This window comes from Nocardia wallacei (assembly GCF_029869545.1).
In the GTDB taxonomy this organism is placed as follows: Bacteria; Actinomycetota; Actinomycetes; order Mycobacteriales; family Mycobacteriaceae; genus Nocardia; species Nocardia wallacei_A.
In genome coordinates this window covers 12,147-34,364 of sequence record NZ_JARWQD010000185.1, presented here as the reverse complement: position 1 = coordinate 34,364, position 22,218 = coordinate 12,147, and the positions used below count along the sequence as shown (strand labels likewise).

23 protein-coding genes and 1 pseudogene are annotated in these 22,218 nt (G+C 69.9%); 15 read left to right on the top strand and 9 right to left on the bottom strand.

The annotated features are described in order from the left end of the window. The 3 genes from QH290_RS15650 to QH290_RS15640 all read right to left on the bottom strand — a co-directional run. The coding region (locus QH290_RS15650; RefSeq protein WP_280383553.1) for a galactokinase at positions 1-992 on the bottom strand (992 nt) is incomplete at its 3' end. Further along, positions 989-2,080 (bottom strand): galactose-1-phosphate uridylyltransferase, encoded by a 1,092-nt coding sequence (galT, locus tag QH290_RS15645; protein ID WP_280383551.1) that lies wholly within the window; start codon positions 2,078-2,080, stop codon positions 989-991. The genes QH290_RS15650 and galT, both read right to left, overlap by 4 nt. Positions 2,081-2,244: 164 nt before the next feature. After that, positions 2,245-2,646: an Rv1352/Rv1906c domain-containing protein gene (locus QH290_RS15640; protein WP_280261900.1), complete on the bottom strand. Its 402-nt coding sequence runs from the start codon at positions 2,644-2,646 to the stop codon at positions 2,245-2,247. A gap of 205 nt (positions 2,647-2,851) precedes the next feature. Here QH290_RS15640 and QH290_RS15635 point away from each other — a divergent pair, with 205 nt between their 5' ends. From QH290_RS15635 to QH290_RS15620, 5 genes and pseudogenes are all read left to right on the top strand, one after another. Beyond that, the gene (locus QH290_RS15635; RefSeq protein WP_280261899.1) at positions 2,852-3,421 is read left to right on the top strand and encodes an RNA polymerase sigma factor; all 570 of its coding nucleotides are present in this window, start codon (positions 2,852-2,854) and stop codon (positions 3,419-3,421) included. Between the two features lie 129 nt (positions 3,422-3,550). Further along, positions 3,551-4,306 (top strand): annotated as a pseudogene (locus QH290_RS38080) (N-acetylmuramoyl-L-alanine amidase); the annotation flags it as partial. A gap of 34 nt (positions 4,307-4,340) precedes the next feature. Beyond that, positions 4,341-5,540 carry a pentapeptide repeat-containing protein gene (locus QH290_RS38075; protein ID WP_425303606.1) on the top strand — a complete coding sequence of 400 codons (1,200 nt, stop codon included), beginning with the start codon at positions 4,341-4,343 and terminating at the stop codon, positions 5,538-5,540. Between the two features lie 503 nt (positions 5,541-6,043). Then, entirely contained in the window at positions 6,044-6,487 is a 444-nt protein-coding gene (locus QH290_RS15625; RefSeq protein WP_280383547.1) for a phospholipase D-like domain-containing protein, read from the top strand. Beyond that, positions 6,436-7,581 (top strand): CobW family GTP-binding protein, encoded by a 1,146-nt coding sequence (locus tag QH290_RS15620; protein WP_280383545.1) that lies wholly within the window; start codon positions 6,436-6,438, stop codon positions 7,579-7,581. Before QH290_RS15625 ends, QH290_RS15620 begins: the two co-directional genes overlap by 52 nt. Positions 7,582-7,684: 103 nt before the next feature. Here the strand turns inward: QH290_RS15620 and pucL are convergent, their stop codons facing one another. Then, positions 7,685-8,605 carry a factor-independent urate hydroxylase gene (pucL, locus tag QH290_RS15615; protein ID WP_280261893.1) on the bottom strand — a complete coding sequence of 307 codons (921 nt, stop codon included), beginning with the start codon at positions 8,603-8,605 and terminating at the stop codon, positions 7,685-7,687. A gap of 112 nt (positions 8,606-8,717) precedes the next feature. On the opposite strand from pucL, the gene QH290_RS15610 reads away from it, so the two are divergent. Then, positions 8,718-10,097 (top strand): uracil-xanthine permease family protein, encoded by a 1,380-nt coding sequence (locus QH290_RS15610; RefSeq protein ID WP_280383542.1) that lies wholly within the window; start codon positions 8,718-8,720, stop codon positions 10,095-10,097. Positions 10,098-10,138: 41 nt separating this feature from the next. Here the strand turns inward: QH290_RS15610 and QH290_RS15605 are convergent, their stop codons facing one another. From QH290_RS15605 to QH290_RS15595, 3 genes are read right to left on the bottom strand one after another with little or no spacing between them, the layout of a single operon-like run. Further along, complete coding sequence (locus tag QH290_RS15605) at positions 10,139-10,564, bottom strand: molybdenum cofactor biosynthesis protein MoaE (RefSeq protein ID WP_280261891.1); 426 nt, start codon at positions 10,562-10,564, stop codon at positions 10,139-10,141. Beyond that, positions 10,557-11,651: a bifunctional molybdenum cofactor biosynthesis protein MoaC/MoaB gene (moaCB, locus tag QH290_RS15600; protein ID WP_280383540.1), complete on the bottom strand. Its 1,095-nt coding sequence runs from the start codon at positions 11,649-11,651 to the stop codon at positions 10,557-10,559. Before moaCB ends, QH290_RS15605 begins: the two co-directional genes overlap by 8 nt. After that, positions 11,648-12,853 (bottom strand): molybdopterin molybdotransferase MoeA, encoded by a 1,206-nt coding sequence (locus QH290_RS15595; RefSeq protein WP_280261887.1) that lies wholly within the window; start codon positions 12,851-12,853, stop codon positions 11,648-11,650. The genes moaCB and QH290_RS15595 overlap by 4 nt, the downstream gene beginning before the upstream one ends. Before the next feature lie 248 nt (positions 12,854-13,101). On the opposite strand from QH290_RS15595, the gene moaA reads away from it, so the two are divergent. The 4 genes from moaA to QH290_RS15575 all read left to right on the top strand — a co-directional run bounded on the left by moaA (position 13,102) and on the right by QH290_RS15575 (position 16,447). Continuing rightward, positions 13,102-14,160: a GTP 3',8-cyclase MoaA gene (gene moaA, locus QH290_RS15590; protein ID WP_280261886.1), complete on the top strand. Its 1,059-nt coding sequence runs from the start codon at positions 13,102-13,104 to the stop codon at positions 14,158-14,160. Next, complete coding sequence (locus tag QH290_RS15585; protein ID WP_280261883.1) at positions 14,153-14,395, top strand: MoaD/ThiS family protein; 243 nt, start codon at positions 14,153-14,155, stop codon at positions 14,393-14,395. Before moaA ends, QH290_RS15585 begins: the two co-directional genes overlap by 8 nt. 108 nt (positions 14,396-14,503) lie before the next feature. Beyond that, positions 14,504-15,214 (top strand): YciI family protein, encoded by a 711-nt coding sequence (locus tag QH290_RS15580; RefSeq protein ID WP_280261881.1) that lies wholly within the window; start codon positions 14,504-14,506, stop codon positions 15,212-15,214. A gap of 3 nt (positions 15,215-15,217) precedes the next feature. Continuing rightward, positions 15,218-16,447 carry an RNA polymerase sigma factor gene (locus QH290_RS15575; protein ID WP_280383538.1) on the top strand — a complete coding sequence of 410 codons (1,230 nt, stop codon included), beginning with the start codon at positions 15,218-15,220 and terminating at the stop codon, positions 16,445-16,447. On the opposite strand, the gene nadE is transcribed toward QH290_RS15575, so the two are convergent. Continuing rightward, positions 16,448-17,329, bottom strand: a complete 882-nt coding sequence (nadE, locus tag QH290_RS15570) for an ammonia-dependent NAD(+) synthetase (RefSeq protein WP_280383536.1) — start codon at positions 17,327-17,329, stop codon at positions 16,448-16,450. Positions 17,330-17,349: 20 nt separating this feature from the next. Continuing rightward, entirely contained in the window at positions 17,350-17,961 is a 612-nt protein-coding gene (locus QH290_RS15565; RefSeq protein ID WP_280261905.1) for a TetR/AcrR family transcriptional regulator, read from the bottom strand. Positions 17,962-18,138: 177 nt separating this feature from the next. Between QH290_RS15565 and QH290_RS15560 the strand changes: the two genes are divergently transcribed. The 5 genes from QH290_RS15560 to nrdE all read left to right on the top strand — a co-directional run bounded on the left by QH290_RS15560 (position 18,139) and on the right by nrdE (position 22,216). Continuing rightward, positions 18,139-18,705, top strand: coding sequence for an NAD(P)H-dependent oxidoreductase (locus QH290_RS15560; RefSeq protein WP_280261874.1), 567 nt, complete (start codon positions 18,139-18,141; stop codon positions 18,703-18,705). Between the two features lie 81 nt (positions 18,706-18,786). After that, the gene (gene ykgO / locus QH290_RS15555) at positions 18,787-18,909 is read left to right on the top strand and encodes a type B 50S ribosomal protein L36 (protein WP_025348247.1); all 123 of its coding nucleotides are present in this window, start codon (positions 18,787-18,789) and stop codon (positions 18,907-18,909) included. Between the two features lie 409 nt (positions 18,910-19,318). Next, the gene (locus QH290_RS15550; RefSeq protein WP_068014192.1) at positions 19,319-19,552 is read left to right on the top strand and encodes a redoxin NrdH; all 234 of its coding nucleotides are present in this window, start codon (positions 19,319-19,321) and stop codon (positions 19,550-19,552) included. Positions 19,553-19,625: 73 nt separating this feature from the next. Further along, positions 19,626-20,075 (top strand): class Ib ribonucleoside-diphosphate reductase assembly flavoprotein NrdI, encoded by a 450-nt coding sequence (gene nrdI, locus QH290_RS15545; RefSeq protein ID WP_280261864.1) that lies wholly within the window; start codon positions 19,626-19,628, stop codon positions 20,073-20,075. A 35-nt stretch (positions 20,076-20,110) separates the two neighbouring features. Next, complete coding sequence (gene nrdE, locus QH290_RS15540; RefSeq protein ID WP_280261903.1) at positions 20,111-22,216, top strand: class 1b ribonucleoside-diphosphate reductase subunit alpha; 2,106 nt, start codon at positions 20,111-20,113, stop codon at positions 22,214-22,216. Positions 22,217-22,218 lie beyond the last annotated feature (2 nt).

Sequence of the window (22,218 nt, the reverse complement as noted above, 5' to 3'; positions counted from 1 at the left end):
ACGACGCCCATTCCACGAGCGACTGGGCGGTGGGCGGCCACGCTACGGCCGCAGCTCATCTCGATGGCGACGCGTCGCGATCCGGCGCGTTCGAGGCGGCTACCGGCCTGGCGGCATCGCCACTCGGCCCCGCCCGGCCGGGGCGGCCCGCGCGCGCGCGGCCCGCCGCCCCCGCGCCGGGCGGCCACCACGGCGAGCACCCGGGCGTTCTCGGTGACGATGTGGCGGGCGCGCCGCCGCAGCACCGGATCGGCGATGCGCTCGACCTCGCCGGCGTCGGTGACCTCGCGCAGCGAACGCACGCCGAGCGCGGCCGCGGCCCGTTCGCATTCGGCGCGCCGCTTGCCGTACCCGCCGTCGGCCAGCTGATGGGGAGTGTTGGTGTCGACCACCAGCAACTCCAGCCCGGCCGCGGTCAGATCGAACGGCACCTGCGCGTGCTCGCCCTTGCCGAAATCGAGGAACAGGGCGTGCCCGGCCGTGCACAGCACCGAGGCGGACTGGTCCAGGGTGCCGGTGGCCGCGCCGACGTAGGAGTTCTCCGCCGCCCGGCCGATGTCGATGAGCTCGGCGTCGGTGACCGGCAGCGCGAACAGGTCGCGCAGTGCGATCGCCACCGAACACTCCACCGCCGCCGAGGACGACAAGCCCGCGCCGACCGGCACCGCGCCGTCGAGGTCCAGGGCCGCCCCCGCGATCTCGTGCCCGCGGCGGACGTATTCGTGGACGACCCCGAGCGGGTACCGGGCCCAGCCCGCGGTCCGCGACGCCGCGAGCCCGGCGATCGGTTCGTCGACCGTCTCGCCGGGATGCTGGCGCGAGGTCACCCGAACCCGTCCGTCGATCCCGGCCTCCGCCGTGCAGGTGACCGTCTGCGGCAGGGCGATCGGCAGGGCGTAGCCGTCGTTGTAGTCGGTGTGCTCGCCGATGATGTTGACCCGCCCGGGTGCGGCCCAGACTCCCTGCCGCACCGGCGATCCGCTCGCCGTCACCGCACCTCCCGCAATTCGGCCGCCACCGTCTCCGGGGTGGTGTCGCTGATGAAGACGTTCATGCCGGACTCCGAACCGGCCAGATACTTCAGCTTCCCGGCCGCCCGGCGGATCGAGAACAGCTGCAGGTGCAGCCACCAATCCTCGCGCGGCACACCGGATTTCGGGGTGGGTGCCTGATTCCAGGCGGCGATGTAGGGCATCGGGGTGTCGAAGCGGCGCGCGAACCTCTGCAGCACATCCAGATACAGCGCCGCGAAGCCGTCGCGCTGGGCGTCGTCGAGTTCCGGGATATCGGCCACCCGCCGGTGTGGATAGAGCTGGACCTCGTACGGCCAGCGCGCGAACGGCGGCACGTAGGCCGTCCACTCCTCGTTCGCGGCGACCACGCGCACTCCGGCCGCGCGCTCGGCGTCCAGCAGATCGCCGAACAGGTTGCCGCCGTGCGAGTTCCGGTACCGGGCCACGTTCTCCGAGATCTTGGCGACCCGCGGCGTCACGAACGGGTAGGCGTAGATCTGCCCGTGCGGATGCGACAGGGTCACCCCGATCTCCTCGCCGTGGTTCTCGAAGCAGAAGACCTGCCCCACGCCGTCCAGGTCCGCCAGTTCGGCGGTGCGATGCGCCCAGACGTCCACGACCAGCCGCGCCCGGCGCCGATCCAGCTGCGCGAACGAACTGTCGTGCACGCTGGTGAAACACACCACCTCACAGCGCCCGTAGCCGTCGCGCAGCGGCGTCAGCGGCGAATCTGCCACGGTCGCAGGCAGTTCCAGGCGGTCGGTGGACAGCGAGGGGAAGCGGTTCTCGAAAACCGCCACCTCGTAATCGGATTCGGGAATCTCGGTGGCGCGCTCCGGCGTGGACGGGCACAGCGGGCACAGGTCGGCGGGCGGGAGGAAGGTCCGGGTCTGCCGGTGCGAGGCGATGACGACCCATTCGCCCAGCAGCGGGTCGAAGCGCCGCTGCGAGTGGGTGGTGGTGTGCGGCAGGTCGCGGGTGTCGGTCGCGGTGTGGGGTGTTCCGGGATCCGCGTCGAAGTACAGGATCTCCCTGCCGTCGGCGAGGCGCCGGCGGGTGGTGATCACCGTGCCCGGACCCGGGTGGGCGTGCGGTCGGGTGGCGGCGGTGCCATGACAACCTCCGATGGATGCGCGACAGACTCAGCCGGACAGTACACCGAATCATTGTGAGCGCTCACATCGGGTGGGTGAGAGAACGCGGCGCCGCGCGTCGCGGCGCCGCGAAATCCTCAGTACTCGCTACCGAACGATCCGCCGGGGCCGTAGGAACCGGTGGGCGGCGGTGCGGGAACCATGACCCAGGGGCCGCAGTTGGTGGTCTGGAAGGCGACGTCGCCCGCCTTGATCATGACCCTGACCGGGGTGACCTTGGTGTGGTCGCTGGCGATGACGAAGTGGTTCGGATCGGCATCGCCCGGTTCGGGCACCTTCCACAGCCGCTGCCAGAAGCAGCCGTGGGCGGGATCGGACGTCCCCGGCGCCTGATAGATGCCGGGCAGGATATCGATACCCACCCGGTACAGCCCGTCACCGGGGACGGCCGCTGCCGGTTCGGCGGCGGCGATTCCGGATCCGAGCATGGTCGCCGCGGACGCCACGGCGCCCGCGATCGCAAACGTGCGTCCACGCACGACGGTCCTCCTCGAGCTCATGTCCGGGCCGCCGATCGGTCCGGACAGCCCTCGGAAGATCCCCGTGTCCTCCGGGGGTCCGGTCTATCAGAGTTCACCGGACCGGTTGGTCGAATCGGCGAGATTTGTGGTGATGCACCATGTTCGCGGAAATTGGTGTGCCGCCGACGATGCCGTTCCGCCGCGTTCTCGCGATATTCCTGGCATGAATGGTCCCCGCCCTGTCTCCCGCGATCGCGACACCTCCTGCGGCGCCCGGTGTGCGCGACTGTGCACTCGTAGCGGGCTGGCCGCGGTGCTCGCGTCCGACCAGGGCCTGCTGCACTGGCGGGCGGCGCGCCGGCTCGGTGACAGCGGGCTGGCGGAGCACGCGGTGCAGGAGACGCTGCTGCGGGCGTGGCGCGGCTGTGCCGGTTACGACCCCGACAAGGGCAGCGTGCGCACCTGGCTGCTGTCGATCGAGCGCAACGTCCTCACCGACATCGGGCGCATGCGCGCGGTGCGCCCGGCCGAGACCAGCTGGGAGGACTACGAGGAGCGGGTCGATCCGCGCCTCGCGCGCCCGGACTTCACCGACATGCTGGCCGACGGGTTGCTGGTCACCGAGCTGCTGCAGCGGCTGCCCGATCCGCAGCGGGATGCGGTCGTCCAGGTGATTCTGTGTGATCGGGCTTACCGGGATGTTGCTGAGGATCTCGGCGTGCCGGTCGGCACGGTGAAGACGCGCGTGCATTATGCGCTGCGGTCACTGCGTGAATTGCCGCGTGGGGCCTGACGACACGCGGTAACGGTTCGATAACTGTGCTTGCGTGATGAGATTCACGTTGTAAGAGTGAACCACTGGGTTTGGTGTTACTAGTGGGAAGGGAGGGGCGCTCCTTGTCCTGAGGGGCGCCGTCCGAACATGAAGCCAAGCATCGTCAAGGCCGGTCTCAGCCTCGCCGTCACGGCCGCGGCGCTCGCACCATCCGCCGGGCTGCTCCCGGCGGTCGCCAACGGCACCCCGACCGACCCGGACATGTCGACCAAGCTCGCCGGTAAGACGGTGTTCCTGGATCCGGGTCACCAGGGGCCCAACCACACCGAGGATCTGCTCCGCCCGGTCGCCGACGGCCGCGGCGGCACCAAGGAGTGCCAGACGACGGGCATGACGACCATGCACGGCGTGCCCGAGCACACCATCACGTGGAATGTCTCCCAGCTGGTCAAGCAGTCGCTGGAGGCGATGGGCGCCCGGGTGGTGCTCAGCCGCCAGGACGATACGGGCTGGGGCGGCTGCGTCGACGAGCGCGCGGCGGCGGCCAACCGATCCGGCGCCGACGTCGCGATCAGCATCCACGCCGACGGCGCGGCGGCGCACGATCGCGGCTTCCACCTGATCGTCCCGCAGCTGCCGATCCCCGATCCCAAGGCCGACCAGGTGCAGTCCGGGGCGGGGCTGTCGGCGACCAAGGTCGTGCGCGACGCCTACCTGCAGGGCGGGTTCTCGCCCGCCACCTACGGCGGCGCGGTCGACGGGCTGCAGACCCGCGCCGATATCGCCGGTCCCGCGCTGACCCAGGTGCCGGACGTGTTCCTGGAGATGGGCAACGGCGCCAATGCCGACGACGCCGCGCTCCTGGAATCCAAGGAAGGACAGCTGAAGCACGCGGTCGCCATCGCCACCGGCCTGGCCGGATACCTACTCGGCGTAGGTGATTCACCGCTGCCATCGGGTTCGGCCGCAGGCCGCGCAGCAGCCCACCCCGCCCCGGGCCAGACTGCGCCGGGCCAGACTGCGCCGGGCGAGACCGTGCCGGGCCAGATTGCGCCGGGCCAGACTGCGCCGGGCCAGATTGCGCCGGGCGAGACCGTCCCGGGCCAGACCGCGCCAGGCCAGACCGCCTCGGGCGGGACCGCGCCGGGTGCCTACTCCGCGCCCGCATCTGGCGCGGCGGGGCAGACGCTGCCCGACGGCCGAGGCATCCCCGGCGGTGCGGCACCGTCCGTCCCGGACGGAACATCGCAGACGCTCCCCGGAGCCCCGGCGGCGCCCGGGCAGGCGGCCCAGCCGACACCGGACGGCTCGGCGTTGCCCGGCCAGATCGCACCCAACGCGGCACGACAGACCCTGCCCGGCGGATCGCCCCAGGCCGCCCCCGACGGCTCGGCCCAGCCCCTGCCCGGCGGCGAGATCGCCCCCGGCGGCGCAGGACAAGCGGCGCCGGGCACAGCCGCACACGCCTTGCCGGAGGGCTCGGCGCAAGCGCTGCCCGGCGGGACGGCGCAGGCCGCGCCGGGTAGCCAGGCCGCGCCCGGTGGGGATGTGCAGGCTTTGCCGGGTGGGGCGGGTCAGGCGGCGCCGGGTGGGCAGGTTGCGCCTGGTGGGGACCTGCAGGCTTTGCCCGGTGAGCAGGCGCAGGCCGTGCCCGGTGGGGCGGATCCGGCCCTGCCCGGGGGACAGGGCTTGCCCGGTGGGGTGGGGCAGGCGATGCCGGGTGGGGATGTGCAGGCTTTGCCCGGTGGGGCGGGGCAGGCCGTGCCGGGTGGGTCGGGGACGCTGCCCGGTGGGCAGGCGCAGGCGGTGCCGGGTGGGGTGGAGCAGGCTCTGCCCGACGGGACCGGGCGGATCGCACCGGGCGGGGCGGTTCCGGGGGCGAGTTCGCTCGGGAGTTATACGCCCGGCACCTCGCAGACCTCGTCCGCGCCGAGCGCGTATACGGCGCCGAATGCCTCCACGCCAGGCACGTCCGGATACTCCGGCACCACCCCGGGCACATCCCCGATGGGCACCGGCCCGTCCACCGGCGGCACCGATGCCGCGGCGAGCACGCTCGTCACCACCGCGATGCAACTGCTGCTCCCCCTGGCCGAATCCCTCGGCATGGAAGATGCCACGGTCAACTCCCAGCTGATCAACCTCGCCTACACCTTGGTCTCCACCCTGATGGGCCCAGGCACCTCAGGCGACCTGAACAGCCAAGGCAGCCAATCCCTCCCGGGCGGCCAGAGCACGCCGGGTGGCCAGAGCACGCCGGGTGGCCAGAGTTCACCGGGCAGTCAGAGCCTCCCGGGTGGTCAGAGCGCACCAGGCAACCAGGGCGCGCTCGGAAACCGGAGCGCCCGCTAGCCGAAGCGCAACGAATCGCGATCCACGTTCAGTGCCCGTCTCCGAAGGAGGCGGGCACTGAACGTCCGGCGGTCGGAGTCTTCCGTGCGCCTGGGCTCGCCGGGTGGTCGGAATCTCCCGGGTGGTCTGAGCACGCCGGGCGGCCAGAGCACGCCGGGCAGTCAGAGCCTCCCGGGTGGTCAGCGCGTCGGGTGGTCAGGGTGCGTTCGGGAACCAGGGACCGCTGGCCGAAGCGCATCGGTCATCCGGCATCGCGATTCATCGGATTCCGGCGCCCAGCGCGCGCTGGTGGCGAGCGCGCGGCGGCATATCGAGATCTCGGAGCAGGAACTGCTGGGCCCGTGCCCGCTGTTCACCAGGTACGACGTGCGGCTGTTCGACATCCTCGCCGCCAAGCTGGCCTCGGGGGTGAAGGTGCGGATCGTGGTCAGAGATCCGGCGAATCACTTTCCGCCGGGCGGATATTCGAGTATGCGCTCGCTGGGCGACCTCAGCGATGTGCTGCTGGATCGGCTGCGGCTGCGCACCGGAGGACACGCCAGCGCCCGCGCGGCCTTCCACATCGGATCCGAGAACCTGTACCCCCTCGCAGGCCACCGCCACCGTCGACTACGCGAAGGGCACCTGTCCCCGCTGAGTGCCCGGCGGGCCTCGCGGGGACGGTCGCTACTATGGCCGGAATGCGCGCAGCGGACGATCTCGGCCGGGTACACCGGCGCATACCTGTCCTGATCGTGGCCGGTTATCTGGGAGCCGGGAAGACGACGCTGCTCAATCGCCTGCTGCGGCAGCGACAGGCGCGAATCGGCGTCGTGGTCAACGACTTCGGGGCCGTCAATATCGACGCGATGCTGGTGGCCGGTCAGGTCGATGCGATGGTGTCGCTCGGCAACGGCTGCGTGTGCTGCGCGGTCGACGTCACCGAGCTCGACGACCTGTTCGCGCGGCTGGCAGAACCGCGCAACCGGATCGATGTGATCGTGGTCGAGGCCAGCGGCCTGGCCGAGCCGCGGAACCTGATCCGCATGGTGGTCGGCAGCGACAATCCGCGCATCCGCTACGGCGGCCTGATCGAGGTCGTGGACGCCGAGCATTTCGACGACAGCCGCGCGCGGCATCCGGAGCTGGGGAGCCACCTGCGGCTGGCCGACCTGGTGGTGCTGAACAAGGCCGATCGCGTGCCCGCCGACCGGGTGGCGCGGCTGCGGCGGGAGATCGGCGAGCTGGTGGGCACCGTGCCCGTGCATGCCACCAGCCACGGCCGGGTCGACCCGCGGCTGCTGTTCGATCCGCCGCAGTCTCGGCCGCCGGTCGCCGAGCAGCTCAGCTTCGACGAACTGCTGGACGACCACGACCATCACGACGACGGGCACCGGCACCTGCACGACGACTACGACAGCGTGTCCTTCGTCAGCCCCGACGACCTCGATCCGCGCCGCCTGGTCGGCTTCCTCGAGGATCCGCCGCCGGGGCTGTTCCGGGCCAAGGGCTGCGCCGCCTTCGCGGTGCGCGGCGAACAGCGAAAGTTCCTGCTGCACATGGTCGGCCGCCACGTGGTGTTCGAACCCGCGGCCTGGGAACGCGGCGAGGACCGCGAAACCCGCGTGGTACTCATCGGATCCGGCATGGATCCCGACGCCGCCACCGCCCGCCTGCGCGAGACGGTTCATACCGCCGAACTCCTCGACGATCAGGCCATGCTCCCGGTCTGGCGATACGTCCCCCGCGAGATCCGCGACGCCGTCGACGACCCGGACGATTTCACCGCGGCCGACCCGTCGAATGCCCTCGACGAATACGACATGGCAGGCGAATCGGACCGCTGAGCGGCCGCTACCGGAGCGTCCGCCTCGCGTGTGTCGGCATGCCCGATGACGTGTCACATGGGCGAAACGGGGGAGAAATACGCCCGCTCTACGGTGGCGGCACCTATACCGCGCCGGTGTAGGGGTCCCAGGCGATTCCGGCGTCGGGTGCGTCTTCGCGCTGCACCGATGCCTGGATGAGCCCGTAGGGCCGGTCGTCGGCGTGGAATACCTCACCGGCGTTGTCGATGCCGAACCGCCCGAGATCGTAGGAGAAGTGATGTTTGTTGGGCGCCGACAACCGGATCTCGGCCAGGCACGGATACGCCTCGAGCGCCGTCCGGCCCATATCGAACAGCGTCTGCTGCAGGGCCTTGGACTGCAGCACGGCGAAGCGCTCGATGAGCACGGCCTTGATTCCGGCGTAGGTGGCGTCCCAGTCGGCCGGTGCCGCGGCGAAGCGCCAGCGCGCCACCAGGCTCGTCGCCATCACCCGGTCGTGCGTCGGCTCCAGCACGGTGAACTCGTCGGTGAGAAATCCCGCGAACTCCGAGCCGGTGGACTTCAGGATCACCAGATCCTTGATTCCGCCGATCACCCACTCGCGGCGCTGAGACCCGTTGCCCTGCACCGTAATCGCGGCGGTCCGCACCTCCGGGCCGCGGCGCGTCCAGGTGTGGTCGTGCGCGGCGCCGTCGGCGTGCGCCCGCTCCCACGCGTACTCCTCGATCTCGATCCGCGCCGAATCCACCGGATCGACGTCGCCGACGAAATGCCGCGCCAGCGCCAGGCCGTAGTCCTCGATGCTGCCCGCTCCGTGGGTCTTCGCGTAGGCGTAGATCGTCTGCTTCTGGCTGTCGGTCGGCAGCACCGTGCCCTGATCGCCGGTGACGTGCGCGGGCTCGAAATCGCCTCGCAGACAACAGGATACGTTCAGGTCGCGGATCTCGTGCCGGGCGCTGTCACGGTAGATGCGGACCACGCGGTTCTCGGCCTTACCGTACTGATTCGGTCCGAGGACGATCTTGCCGGTCATATCGGTCATGGTCACTCCTGTGTCGTGTGCCGGCGACTGCTTCTCCTTCACTCTGGCGCATCCCGGGCGGGTCCGGCGTCGCCGCCCCCGCGATCTACCTCACGAATCGGATGGAGAACCCATGACAACGCCGCACACCGTCGATACCCGGCCGCCGCTCGCCCGACTGCTGCTGTTCGGGATCCAGCATGTGCTGATCATGTACACCGGCTGCGTCACGGTGCCGCTGGTCTTCGGCGCGGCCGTCGGCCTGGATCGGTCCACGATCGGCATGCTCATCAGCGCCGATCTGCTGGTCGCGGGGGTCATCACGATCGTGCAGAGCCTGGGGGTGGGGCGGTTGGTCGGCGCGCGGCTGCCGATCGTCTGCGGCGCCACCTTCGTCGCGCTCGCGCCGATGATCCTCATCGCCAAGCAGTACGGGGTTCCGGCGGCCTACGGCTCCATCCTGGTCGGCGGTTTGGTCGGGTTGGCGCTGGCCTGGCCGTTCGCGCTGCTCGTCCGGTACTTTCCGCCGCTGGTCAGCGGCACGGTGCTGACCGTTGTCGGGATCTCGCTGATCGGGGTGGCCGGTGGGCTGGTGGTCGGCAGTGACGAGGGCGCCGCCTCGTTCGCCGCGCCGTCGCGGATCGCCCTGGCCGCCGCCGTGCTGGTGGTGGCGCTGGTGTGCACCTGTCTCGGCAGGGGTGTGTGGTCGCAGCTGGGTGTGCTCATCGCGTTGATCGCCGGTGTGCTGCTGGCGATTCCGATGGATCTGCTGCGGCTGGACGGGGTGTCGTCGGCGGCGTGGTTCGGGGCGCCGCATCCGTTCTACTTCGGCGCACCGCAGTTCCCGATCGCGGCGGTGGTGGCGATGAGCATCGCCATCGCGGTGGTGTTCGCCGAATCCACCGCCAGCCTGCTGGCGATCAGTGAGATCACCGGAAAGCCTTTGAGCAGAGGCGATTTGGCGCGTGGCCTGGCCGGTGACGGCCTGTCGGCGGTGCTGGCGGCCGTGTTCAACTCCTTCGTGGACACCATCTTCAACCAGAATGTCGGCGCCGTCGCCACCACCCGCGTGCACAGTAGGTACGTCACCGCGGTCAGCGGCGCGATCCTGGTGCTGCTCGGCGTGATTCCGCGGTTCGGCGCGGTGGTCGCGGCGGTGCCCGAGCCGGTGGTCGGCGGCGTCGGGCTGATGCTGTTCGCGACGGTCGCGCTGGTCGGGATCGATACGCTGCGCCGGGCGCGGCTCACCGACCGGGTGAATATGGCCATCGTCGCGGTCTCGATCGGCGTCGGGCTGGTGCCGGTGCTGACCCCGGATCTGTTCGAGAAGTTCCCGTCCCAGGCGCAGATCCTGCTGAACAGCGGGATCACCTTGGCGGCCGTCACCGTCTTCGTGTTGAACCTGCTGTTCAACCACACCCGGCTCGGTGCCCTCGCGCGCGGTGCCACCGGTGATGCCACGGCCGAAACCGGCTCTGCCGCAGGAGGATCACCGGACCCCGTCGCCGCCTGAATCGAGCGGTCACGAGTCGGCCTCTCCGTTCGGACAACCACCTATCCGCAGGCGTTGACCCATTCGGACATGCCGTCGGCGAACAGCTGACGCTTCCAGATCGGGACCTCGTGCTTGATGCGATCCACCAGCTCCGAACAGGTGGCGAAGGCGTCGGCCCGATGCGGGGCGGCGACCGCCACGGCGATGGCGAGGTCGCCGATGGTGAGCGGTCCGACCCGGTGCACGGCGGCGACGGGCAGACCGGCCGACTCGGCCACCTCCGCGCAGACCCGCCGGAGAAACATCTCCGCCTGGGGATGCGCGGAGTATTCCAGCGCCGAAACCGCTTGGCCGCCATCGTGATTGCGCACCTTACCGGTGAAGACCACGACGGCGCCGTATTCGGGCCCGGTGACCGCCCGCTCCACCTCCGACGGATCCAGCGGCCGGTCGCTGATCCCGGTGAGCCGCACGCTGTCAGTCATGGCTGCCTCCTCCGGCCACCTGGGCCAGCAGATGATCCAGAAGTGGTTCCAGCACGGCGATTCCGTCGCGCACGCCGCCGGGCGAGCCGGGCAGATTGATCAGCACCGACCGTCCGGCCAGGCCCGCGACTCCCCGGCTCAGGGCCGCCAGCGGAAAGGTGGCCGTCCCGGCCAGGCGGATCGCCTCGGCGATGCCGGGCAGCTCGCGATCCAGCACCGCCAGCGTCGCCTCGGGCGTGCCGTCGGTGGGGGAGGCGCCGGTGCCGCCCGTGGTGATGACGAGGCCGGGTCCCCCGGACAGCGCGTCCGCGAGGCCCTCGGCAATATCGGCGTCCGCGCAGACCAACGGCCCACGCACCGAAAAACCTTGCCGGGCAAGCCAATCGACCAGTACGGGCCCGGTCTTGTCCACCCGCGTCCCGGCCGCCGCCCCGGTCGAGGCGACGACGACCACGGCCGACCGCGCGCCCGCACCGGGCCCGGCCGAGGTCGGCTGCGGTCCATCCGCCGCCTCGGTCGTACCGTGTGAGTGACGGCCGGGTGCCGCCGCGTGGGCGTGCGATTCCGGCGCGTGGTCGTGCCGAGTGCCCGTACCGGCACCCGGCCGCTCCCAATGTCCGCGCTTGCCACCGTCTTTCGTCAGCAGCCGCACGCCGTTCAGGACGGCCGCCGGGTCCACCGCCTTCACCATGTCGTGCAGGGTGAGCCCGGCGACGGCGACGGCGGTGAGGGCCTCCATCTCCACTCCGGTGGGGCCCTTGGTCTTCGCGGTGGCCTCGATGGTGATCGTGTCGGCGGCGAAGCCGAAGCGCACGTCCACCGAGGACAGCGCCAGCTGGTGACACAGCGGGATCAGCTCGGAGGTCTTCTTCGCGCCCGCGATGCCCGCGATGCGCGCGGTGGCCAGCACGTCGGCCTTCGGCATATCGTCGGCCCGCACCAGCTTCACCACCTCCGCCGTGGTCCGCAGTTCCCCCGCGGCGACGGCGACCCGGGTGGTGTCGGACTTGGCGCTCACGTCGACCATGCGGGCGCGCCCTTCGGAATCCACATGGGACAGCGCGGGATCGGGGGATTGCGAGTTCATAGTTCCCAGACCTTCACCATCGATCCTGCCTCGAGTTCGGTGATCTCGGCGGGAATATCGATCAGAACGTCGGCATGCGCCATGGCCGCGATCAGATGCGAGCCGGGCCCGGAGGCCAGCGCCACCCCGTCGCGCTCCAGCCGTCCGCGCAGGAACTGCCGTCGCCCCGCCGGTGACCGCACCGGATCCAGCAGCGGCACATCGTCTTTCGCGATCGGCGGCAGCCCGCCGAGCTCGCGCAGGATCGGCCGGGCGAAGACCTCGAACGACACCATGGTGCTGACCGGATTGCCGGGGAAGCTCAGCACCGGCGCCCCGTCCACCACCGACAGTCCCTGCGGCCCACCGGGTTGCACGGCGACCGCGCCGAATTCCCCACCGAGACCGGCCAAGACGTCCTTGACCACCTCGAAATCGCCCTTGGACACCCCGCCGGAGGTGAACACCACATCCGCGGAATCGGCCGCCTGCCCGAGGGCGCGACGGAACTCGGCCGGATCGTCGCGGCTGTGCTCGACCGAGACCACCTCGACCCCGTTGGCGGCCAGTGCCGCACCCAGGGCGATCCCGTTGGAGTTGTAGATCTGCCCGGGCCGCAACGTTTCCCCCGCCCGGACCAGCTCGTCGCCGGTGGTGAGCACCGCGGCCCGCACCCGGCGGAACACCGGCAGCGTCGCCAGCCCGACCGCCGCCAGGGCCGCGATATGCCGGGGCGCCAGCAGGGTTCCGGCGGGCACCAGCGGATCCCCGGCGCGCACATCGGTGCCGGGCTCGCGCACGAAATCGCCTGCCGTGCGGCCGCGTTCGATGGTGACCGTGCCCTCGCCCGCCCGGGTGTCCTCCACCGGCACCACGCAATCGGCCCCCGGCGGGATCGGCGCGCCGGTCATCACCTTCACCGCCGCGCCGTCCGGCAGCGGAGCCCGCCCCGGTTGACCGGCGGCCACGACCCCGGCCAGCGGCAGCGTCACGGGCGTCACCGAGACCGACTCGGCCCGCACCGCGTAGCCGTCCATGCCCGAGTTGCGGAACACCGGCAGATCCACCGGGGCCCGGACCTCCTCGGCCAGCAGCCGTCCCAGGGCCTCGGACATTCCCGCATCCTCGATATCGCGCACCGCGAGCGGCCGCAGCAACTGCTCGACGCGGCCGCGGTGCTCCTCGACGGACCGGGCCGCCGCGGTCGCGGGCCTGGTACTCATGCCTCCACCTCGCCGGGTGCGGCCGCGATATGTGCGACGCGCGGTCTGTTGCTGGCAAGCTCGCTCACAGCGCCAGCCTAGTCGCGGCGGATTCGGGCATCGGCTCGTGCATTCCTCCGAAGCATGTCCGGGACCCGCGCGTGCGGGTTCGGCGATCGTCCAGCGCCGTGCAGGGGCGACGGCGGCCCGCAACCTCACAGCGCGACTCCGTACGGGCGTGAGGTGGAAACGGCAGCCATAATGGTCGGGTGACGGTTGTTCTGATGGGGATTCCCGCCGTGCGGGGCGGGCAGCCCACGCTGGAGGGACGGCCCGACACGCCTCTGCTCGTCGACAAATTCGGCCGCGTCGCCCGGGACCTGCGGGTCTCGATCACCGAGAAATGCTCACTGCGCTGCACCTATTGCATGCCGGAGGAGGGCCTGCCCGCCATCCCCGCCGACGAGTTGCTCTCGGCCGAGGAGATCGTGCGCCTGGTGGCGCTGTCGGTGCGCGAACTGGGGGTGCGGGAGGTCCGCTTCACCGGGGGCGAGCCGCTGATGCGCCGCGATCTCGAGCGCATCATCGCCGGATGTCATGCGGCGGTCCCCGATACCCCGCTGGCCATGACCACCAACGGCGTGGGCCTGGAGCATCGCGCGCGGGCGCTCGCGGCGGCCGGTCTGGGCCGGGTCAACGTCTCCCTCGACACCGTCGACCGCACCGGCTTCGCCCGGCTGACCCGCCGCGACCGGCTCGGCTCGGTGCTGTCGGGGATCCGCGCGGCCCAGCGCGAGGGCCTGGCCCCGGTGAAGGTGAATGCCGTGCTGATGCGCGAAACCCTGTCCGGCGCAGCCGATCTGCTGCAGTGGTGCCTGGACGAGGGCTGCGAGCTGCGGTTCATCGAGGAGATGCCGCTGGACGCCGACCACGAGTGGGCGCGCGCCAACATGATCACCGCCGCCGAACTGCTGGACGTGCTGCGCACCCGGTTCACCCTGACCGAGGTCGGCCGCCCCGACCCCGCCGCCCCGGCGGAGAACTGGCTGGTGGACGGCGGCCCGGCGAAGGTCGGCATCATCGCCTCGGTGACGCGCCAGTTCTGCGGCGACTGCGACCGCACCCGGCTGACCGCCGACGGGCGGATCCGCTCCTGCCTGTTCAGCGATCAGGAATACGATGTGCGTGCGCCGCTGCGTTCGGGCGCGAGCGACGACGAGATCGCCACGCTGTGGCGCGGCGCGATGTGGCAGAAATGGGCCGGGCACGGCATCGACGCCGAGGGTTTCGTGCCGCCGGAACGGACGATGGGAGCGATCGGTGGTTGAGGTCCGCTATTTCGCGGCGATCGCCGACGCGGTCGGCAAGAGCAGCGAACACCTGGACCTGGCGGCCGAGGCGACCGTGGGCGACCTCCGCCGCACCCTCGCCACCACCTACGGCCCCGACCTCGAGCCCATGCTGAAGGTGTGCGCTTTCCTCATCGGCGACGAACTCACCCGCGACGAATCGGCCCCCCTCACCCCGCGCGTAGACGTCCTTCCGCCCTTCGCCGGGGGCTGAGCGCCCAGCCGGGCGAGCTCCGGAGTTCCATGTAGAAATGCCCGCACCGTCTTCGTCGTCAGGGTGAGGGGAGTACCGCACTCCTCCGGGACGAGGAAGGATGACGTTATGCATTATCTGGCGCTGTTGTTCGGGCGTGAGGACGGGAGTGCCGAGCCGGGTACGCCCGAGTTCGACGCCGAGGTCCAGCGGTATGCGGAGTTCGAGGAGCGGGCCGGGAGCGCGATCGCCGGGGGTGCCGCGCTGTTCCCGTCGGAGACCGCCACGAACGTGCGGCGCTCCGGCGGCGAGACGTTGATCTCGGATGGGCCGTTCGCCGAGCAGGCCGAGGTGGTCGGCGGCTTCGACGTCTTCGACTGCGAGAACCTCGACGAGGCGATTCAGCTCGCCCGGCAGCTTCCGGCGGCGGAGCAGGGCGCCGTCGAGGTGCGGCCCATGGTGCAGTGGGATGCGCCGAAGGACCTGGGCGCCGACGGCTGGCTCGCGCTGCTGTGGGAGACGCCGGAGGCGGTGATCGAGCCGGGCACGCCCGCGTGGGATGCGGCGATAGTCGAACACCGGAGGTTCGCCGAGAAGGTCGGAGCGGCCATTCGAGGCGGCGGTGCGGTGCAGCCGCCGTCCACCGCCACCACCGTGCGGGTGCGCGAGGGCGAACTGCTGCTCAGCGACGGGCCGTTCGCCGAATCCGCCGAGGTGGTCGACGGTCTGTACATCCTGGCGGCCGCCGACCGGGCCCGCGTGCTCGAGTACGCGGCGCAGATTCCGCTGGGCCCGTCGGGCCGGGCCGAGGTGCGCCGGATCGTCGACCTCGACGGCTGAGCGATGGGCCCGGCCGAGTACATCGACGAGGTCTACCGGGCCGAATTCGGCCGGGCCCTGGCCACCCTCGCCCGCATGGTCGGCGATATCGGCCTCGCGGAGGACGCGGTGCAGGAGGCGTTCGCCGACGCGCTGCGGTCCTGGCCCGCGTCCGGTCCGCCCGCCAATCCGGGCGCCTGGATCACCACCGCGGCCCGCAATCGCGCGCTGGATCGGCTGCGGCGCGAGTCGTCCAGGGCCGCAAAGGAATACGTCGCCGTACTGAGTGCCGCGCCGAGGGAGGAGCCGGAGGTGACACCGATCGCCGACGATCAACTGCGGATGATCTTCACCTGCTGCCATCCCGCGCTGTCGCCCGAATCGCGGGTGGCGCTGACCCTGCGCCTGGTGTGCGGATTGCGCACGGCCGAGATCGCCCGCGCCTTCCTGCAACCCGAACACACGGTGGCGCAGCGGCTCAGCCGGGCCAAGGCGAAGATCCGGCAGGCGGGGATCCCGCTGCGCGTACCGCCGGGATACCTACTGCCGGAACGGCTTCCGGGCGTGCTGTCGTGCATCTACCTGGTGTTCAGCGAGGGATACTTCGCGACCTCCGGCCCGTCCGCGGTGCGAGACGAGCTGTGCGACGAGGCACTTCGGCTGGGTCGGCTGCTGTGCGGCCTGTTGCCCGATGAACCCGAGGCCCGCGCCCTGCTCGCCCTGATGCTGCTCAACGACAGTCGCCGCGCGCAGCGCCGGTCGGCCGACGACGGGCTGGTGCCCTTGGAGGAACAGGACCGCGCGCGCTGGAACCGCGCGGCGATCCGAGCGGGGTTGAGCTGCCTGGTGTCGGCCTCCGAACAGGGCGGCAGCGGGCCGTACCTGGCGCAGGCGCGAATCGCGGGTGCCCACGCCGTCGCGCCCACCTGGGCCGAGACCGACTGGCACTCGATCGTCGCCGCCTACGACGAACTGCTGCGCTACACCGATTCACCCGCCGTCCGCGTCAATCGCGCGGTGGCCGTCGGCTTCCTGCACGGTTTCGACCAGGGCCTGGCGGCGCTCGACGAGGTCGCCGACCACCCACGCCTGGCCGGTTCGAACCTGGTGGCATCCACCCGCGCCGACCTGCTACGCCGCGCCGGTCGATATCCCGACGCCGCCGCGCACTACCGGCTGGCCATCGAGCAGGCGAGCAACGATCAGGCCCGAGGCTTCCTGCGCCGCCGGCTCGCCGAGGTCGAGGCAGGCTGACTATTCCGGCCGCCACCAGGTGTCCAGCGGGGTCACCGGGACCGCGCGCTTGTGGCGGGTGGCGAGGTAGATCGACTCGACGCGGTCGGCGACCTGCGGGGCGACGTCCTTGCCCTCGAGGTAGTCGTCGATCTGGGCGTACTTCAGGCCGAGTGCGACCTCGTCCGGAAGGGCGGGACGGTCGTCCTCCAGGTCGGCGGTGGGGACCTTCTCCCATACGCTCGGCGGGGCGCCCAGCTCCTGCAGCAGGGCCGCGCCCTGGCGCTTGGTCAGGCCGGTCAGCGGGGTGACGTCCACGCCGCCGTCGCCGTATTTGGTGAAGAAGCCGGTGACCGCCTCGGCGGCGTGGTCGGTGCCCACCACCAGCATGTTCAGCTGACCGGCGATGGAGTACTGGATCACCATGCGCTCGCGGGCCTTGATGTTGCCGCGCACGAAGTCCCGCAGCTGCGGCTGCTCGCCCCCGAGCGCCCGCGTGGTTGCCGTCTCCGCACCCGCGAGCAGTTCGTGCAGGCCCCGCGCGGATTCACCCGCCACCGCGTCGGCGCTCGGCTTGACGTTCACCGTGATCGAGTGATCGGGCCGGATGAACTCCAGCGCGATCTGCGCGTCCGCCTCGTCGGCCTGCACGCCGTAGGGCAGCCGCACCGCCACGAACGCGGTCTCGCGACCCTCGGCGCGCAGCTCCTCGGCGGCCAGCTGGCACAGCCGCCCGGTCAGCGTCGAATCCTGACCACCGCTGATCCCGAGCACGAAACCCGTTGCGGGCGTGGACTTCAGGTAGTCCTTGAGGAAGTCGACGCGGCGGCGCACCTCGACCTTCGGCTCGACGACCGGCCGCACACCCAACTCGGCGACAATGCGTTCACGCAGGTTCCCCATGCCGGTCACTCTACTGGCGCTCACGGCGCGGGTGCGGCCGGGACGACCGCGCGCACCAGCCGCTCCCAGTGGTCGCCGATCTGCTCCGGGGTGTAGCCGAGTACCCGGGTCTGGTGCAGTACCAGGGCCGCGTCCAGCCCGGCCAGCAGCGAATCGGCCAGCAGCGGGATGTCACCCCGGACCCCGGTCTGCCGGAGCAGCAGGGCCACATGGGTTTTCATGATGTTGTAGGGCGCGCCCGAGTATCGGCCGGGTTCGTCGGCGGCGCGGCGCATCTCGCCCTCGACCTCGATTCCGGCCAGCCGCGCCCGCCCGAACGCCACCAGCCGCTCCACCGCCGGTGCGCCCGGTCCCAGCGGCGGCGGCCCGAACATGTAGGCGGCCTGCAGTTTTCGTTCGGACTGGTCGAGCAGCGCCAGCATCAGCCCGGCCCGGTTGCCGAACCGGCGGAACACCGTCCCCTTGCCGACGCCCGCGCGCCGGGCGACCGCGTCCATGGTGACGCCGTCGGCGCCGTGCTCGCGCACCAGCTGCTCGGCGGCGTCCAGCAGCAGCTGCCGGTTGCGGGCGGCATCGCTGCGTTCGGGGTGCTCCTCGGCGACGGGCAGGGTGTGCGGCGGGATCGGGACCACCGCCTCGATCGGCAGGACCGGCGCCGTATCGCCGGGTTGCGGCGCGTGCACGTCGGCGGGAGGGTGTGTGTCGTGGCTCACAGCGGTGACCTCGGGGGCTGGGAATGAAAGCGGACTGCGGTCCGTTTATGGTGGCGTAGAAGCGCAACCCACCGCAACATCGCACAAGGAGTGACCATGTCCCAGACCCGCCTCCTCGCTCTGGTCGGCAGCCTGCGCGCCGGATCGTTCAACCGCCAGCTCGCCGAGGCCGCCGCGCAGACCGCCCCGGAGGGTGTCCAGGTCGACATCTTCTCCGGCCTCGGAGATATCCCTTTCTACAACGAGGACATCGACGTTCCCGGGCAGGTGCCCGCCCAGGCGACCGCGTTGCGTGAGGCGGTGACCGCCGCCGACGGGCTGCTGCTGTTCGTTCCCGAGTACAACGGCACCATCCCGGCCGCGCTGAAGAACGCCATCGACTGGGCCTCGCGCCCGTACGGCGCGGGCTCGATCAAGGAGAAGCCGATCGCCGTGATCAGCGCCTCCATCAGCCAGAATGCCGCCAAGTGGTCGCACGGTGACACGGTCAAGGCTGCCGGAATCGCCGGTGGTTCGGTGGTCGAGAGCGCGCATCTGCACTTCGGCACCATCGGCCAGCGCTTCGCCGACGCGCACCCGCGCGAGGATGCCGAGGCGCTGACGCAGCTGGCCGCCGCGGTGCGCGAGCTGGTCGAGGTCGTCGCGGCGCGGGTCAACGCCTGAGTCTGCGCCGCCTTCCGTCGCGCGTGGGGCCGCATCGCCGCCTGTATAGAATGTGAAAATCGTTTTCGTTTAGGAGGTGGCATGAAGGTCCGCAACTCGCTGCGTTCGCTGAAGAGCAAGCCGGGCGCCCAGGTGGTGCGCCGGCGCGGCAAGACGTACGTGATCAACAAGAAGGATCCGCGGTTCAAGGCCCGCCAGGGCTGACGCGACACGCCGAGTGAGAGCCGCTCCGTCCGGTCCGGATGGGGCGGCTCTTCGCTGTCCCGGGGGCGCGTGAGACGGTTGTGACTGGTGAGCAAATTGGGTTTGCTGGGAGGGAGCTGCGACACGAAATCGTGATCTGCGCCACTGTCGTGTCGGGTTGCGAATCAACTGTCCAGGTACTTACGCCGACCGAATTTCACCTTTGTGACTCGCAACATGTCGTGTTGGATGAATCTGTCGGCCACTAGGTGTAGTGTCTACAGCGCTGGAAGACGACGCGGGCTCCGACCGGTTGCGGCACTCGCGACCTGGGGCTCCGGGCCCGCTTCCAGGGGTTTGCGCAGTTACCAGTTGGATCTTGCGAGTCGTGCACTGCAGTCGGATTCAAGGCAAGGAGAGAGGGACACTCATGACCATCACCGTGTACACCAAGCCCGCTTGTGTCCAGTGCAATGCCACCTACCGCGCTCTCGACAAGGCCGGCGTCGATTACGACGTCGTCGACATCTCCGAGAACCCCGAGGCCCGCGACTACGTCATGGCGCTGGGCTACCTGCAGGCCCCGGTCGTCGTCGCCGGCGACGAGCACTGGTCGGGCTTCCGCCCCGACCGCATCAAGTCGCTGCTGACCCAGGCGGCCTGATTCCGGCCGAGAGCATGCCGGAACAAGTTCCGGCCGAGGACTTTCGTCCGACAATGGGGAAGGGGGAGTGGCCATGGCCGACCTGGTCTACTTCTCGAGCGCGTCGGAGAACACGCACCGCTTCGTCGAACGGCTGGGTCTCCCGGCAGTTCGCATTCCGCTCCACACCGCCGAATCGCTTCGCGTCGACGAGCCCTACGTGCTGATCTGCCCCACCTACGGGGGCGGTCGGCACGTCTTGGGCCGCAACCGATCCGACAAGGAATTCGTGCCCCGTCAGGTGGCCAAGTTCCTCAACGATCCGCACAATCGTGCGTTGTTGCGCGGCGTCATCGCGGCCGGCAACACGAACTTCGGCGATACGTACTGCTATGCGGGAGAGGTGATCTCGCGCAAGGCCGGGGTGCCGTACCTGTATCGCTTCGAACTCATGGGAACCGCCGAGGACGTCGAGCGCGTCCGAGAGGGATTGGGATTGTTTTGGCAACGACAACAGCACCGGCCGGAAAGACGGCCCGCCTAGAGCGCCCGGTGACGGGCGATTCGTCGACCGAGGGCATGGACTACCACGCCCTCAACGCGATGCTGAACCTCTACGGCCCCAACGGCGAGATCCAGTTCGACAAGGACCGCGAGGCAGCGCACCAGTACTTCCTGCAGCACGTCAACCAGAACACCGTCTTCTTCCACAACCTCGACGAGAAGCTCGACTACCTCATCGAGGAGAACTACTACGAGCCCGAGGTCCTCGAGCAGTACAGCCGGGCGTTCGTGAAGAAGCTGTTCCAGCAGGCATACGCCAAGAAGTTCCGGTTCCCGACCTTCCTCGGCGCGTTCAAGTACTACACCTCGTACACGCTGAAGACCTTCGACGGCAAGCGCTACCTGGAGCGCTTCGAGGACCGGGTCTGCATGGTCGCGCTGACCCTCGCCGCCGGTGACGAGGTGCTGGCGTCGGAGCTGGTCGAGGAGATCATCGACGGCCGCTTCCAGCCCGCCACGCCGACCTTCCTCAACTCCGGTAAGAAGCAGCGCGGCGAGCCGGTGTCGTGCTTCCTGCTGCGCATCGAGGACAACATGGAGTCCATCGGGCGCTCCATCAACTCCGCGCTGCAGCTGTCCAAGCGCGGCGGCGGTGTCGCGTTGCTGCTCAGCAACATTCGCGAGCACGGCGCGCCGATCAAGAAGATCGAGAACCAGTCCTCGGGCGTCATCCCGATCATGAAGCTGCTGGAGGATTCGTTCTCCTACGCCAACCAGCTGGGCGCGCGGCAGGGCGCGGGCGCGGTGTACCTGCAGGCACACCACCCCGACATCTACCGCTTCCTCGACACCAAGCGCGAGAACGCGGACGAGAAGATCCGCATCAAGACGCTGTCGCTGGGCGTGGTGATCCCGGACATCACCTTCGAGCTGGCGAAGAAGAACGAGGACATGTACCTGTTCTCGCCGTACGACGTGGAGCGCATCTACGGCGTGCCGTTCGCCGATATCAACGTCACCGAGAAGTACTACGAGATGGTCGACGACAAGCGCATCCGCAAGTCGAAGATCAACGCGCGCGAGTTCTTCCAGACCATCGCCGAGCTGCAGTTCGAGTCGGGCTACCCGTACATCATGTACGAGGACACGGTGAACCGGGCCAACCCGATCCAGGGCAAGATCACCCACTCCAACCTGTGCTCGGAGATCCTGCAGGTCTCCACGCCCTCGATCTACAACGACGATTTGTCCTACGCCACGGTGGGCAAGGACATCTCGTGCAATCTGGGCTCGCTCAACATCGCCAAGACCATGGACTCGCCCGATTTCGGCAAGACGGTGGAGACGGCCATCCGCGCGCTGACCGCGGTGTCCGACCAGACCCACATCTACTCGGTGCCGTCGATCGAGCAGGGCAACAACCAGTCCCACGCCATCGGCCTCGGCCAGATGAACCTGCACGGGTACCTCGCGCGCGAGCGGGTCCACTACGGGTCCGACGAGGGCGTCGACTTCACCGACATCTACTTCTATACGGTCGCCTTCCACGCGATCCGGGCGTCGAACCAGCTGGCCATCGAGCGCGGGCAGTACTTCGGCGGCTTCCCCGAGTCGAAGTACGCCAGCGGTGAGTACTTCGACAAGTACACCGAGCAGGTGTGGGAGCCGAAGACCGACCGGGTGCGGCAGCTGTTCGCCGACGCCGGGGTGCACATCCCGACCCAGGACGACTGGCGGGAGCTGAAGGCCTCGGTGATGGCGCACGGCATCTACAACCAGAACCTGCAGGCCGTGCCGCCCACCGGTTCGATCTCCTACATCAACCACTCCACCAGCTCGATCCACCCGGTGGCGTCGAAGATCGAGATCCGCAAGGAAGGCAAGATCGGCCGCGTCTACTACCCGGCGCCCTACCTGGACAACGACAATCTCGAGTACTTCGCCGACGCCTACGACATCGGCTACGAGAAGATCATCGACACCTACGCCGCGGCCACCCAGCACGTGGACCAGGGCCTGTCGCTGACGCTGTTCTTCAAGGACACCGCCACCACCCGCGACGTCAACCGCGCCCAGATCTACGCCTGGCGCAAGGGCATCAAGACCCTCTACTACATCCGCATCCGCCAAATGGCCTTGGAGGGAACCGAGGTCGAGGGCTGCGTCAGCTGCATGCTCTAGGC

Coding starts and splice junctions, on each gene's coding strand:
- moaCB (WP_280383540.1), bottom strand. CDS start 11,651: ATGAACTCGCAATCCCCCGATCCCGCGCTGTCCCATGTGGATTCCGAA.
- QH290_RS15620 (WP_280383545.1), top strand. CDS start 6,436: ATGCGCGCAGCGGACGATCTCGGCCGGGTACACCGGCGCATACCTGTC.
- QH290_RS15560 (WP_280261874.1), top strand. CDS start 18,139: ATGTCCCAGACCCGCCTCCTCGCTCTGGTCGGCAGCCTGCGCGCCGGA.
- nrdE (WP_280261903.1), top strand. CDS start 20,111: ATGGACTACCACGCCCTCAACGCGATGCTGAACCTCTACGGCCCCAAC.
- QH290_RS15635 (WP_280261899.1), top strand. CDS start 2,852: ATGAATGGTCCCCGCCCTGTCTCCCGCGATCGCGACACCTCCTGCGGC.
- QH290_RS15575 (WP_280383538.1), top strand. CDS start 15,218: ATGGGCCCGGCCGAGTACATCGACGAGGTCTACCGGGCCGAATTCGGC.
- nadE (WP_280383536.1), bottom strand. CDS start 17,329: ATGGGGAACCTGCGTGAACGCATTGTCGCCGAGTTGGGTGTGCGGCCG.
- QH290_RS15605 (WP_280261891.1), bottom strand. CDS start 10,564: ATGACTGACAGCGTGCGGCTCACCGGGATCAGCGACCGGCCGCTGGAT.
- pucL (WP_280261893.1), bottom strand. CDS start 8,605: ATGACCGATATGACCGGCAAGATCGTCCTCGGACCGAATCAGTACGGT.
- nrdI (WP_280261864.1), top strand. CDS start 19,626: ATGGCCGACCTGGTCTACTTCTCGAGCGCGTCGGAGAACACGCACCGC.
- QH290_RS15580 (WP_280261881.1), top strand. CDS start 14,504: ATGCATTATCTGGCGCTGTTGTTCGGGCGTGAGGACGGGAGTGCCGAG.
- QH290_RS15595 (WP_280261887.1), bottom strand. CDS start 12,853: ATGAGTACCAGGCCCGCGACCGCGGCGGCCCGGTCCGTCGAGGAGCAC.
- ykgO (WP_025348247.1), top strand. CDS start 18,787: ATGAAGGTCCGCAACTCGCTGCGTTCGCTGAAGAGCAAGCCGGGCGCC.
- QH290_RS15550 (WP_068014192.1), top strand. CDS start 19,319: ATGACCATCACCGTGTACACCAAGCCCGCTTGTGTCCAGTGCAATGCC.
- QH290_RS15610 (WP_280383542.1), top strand. CDS start 8,718: ATGACAACGCCGCACACCGTCGATACCCGGCCGCCGCTCGCCCGACTG.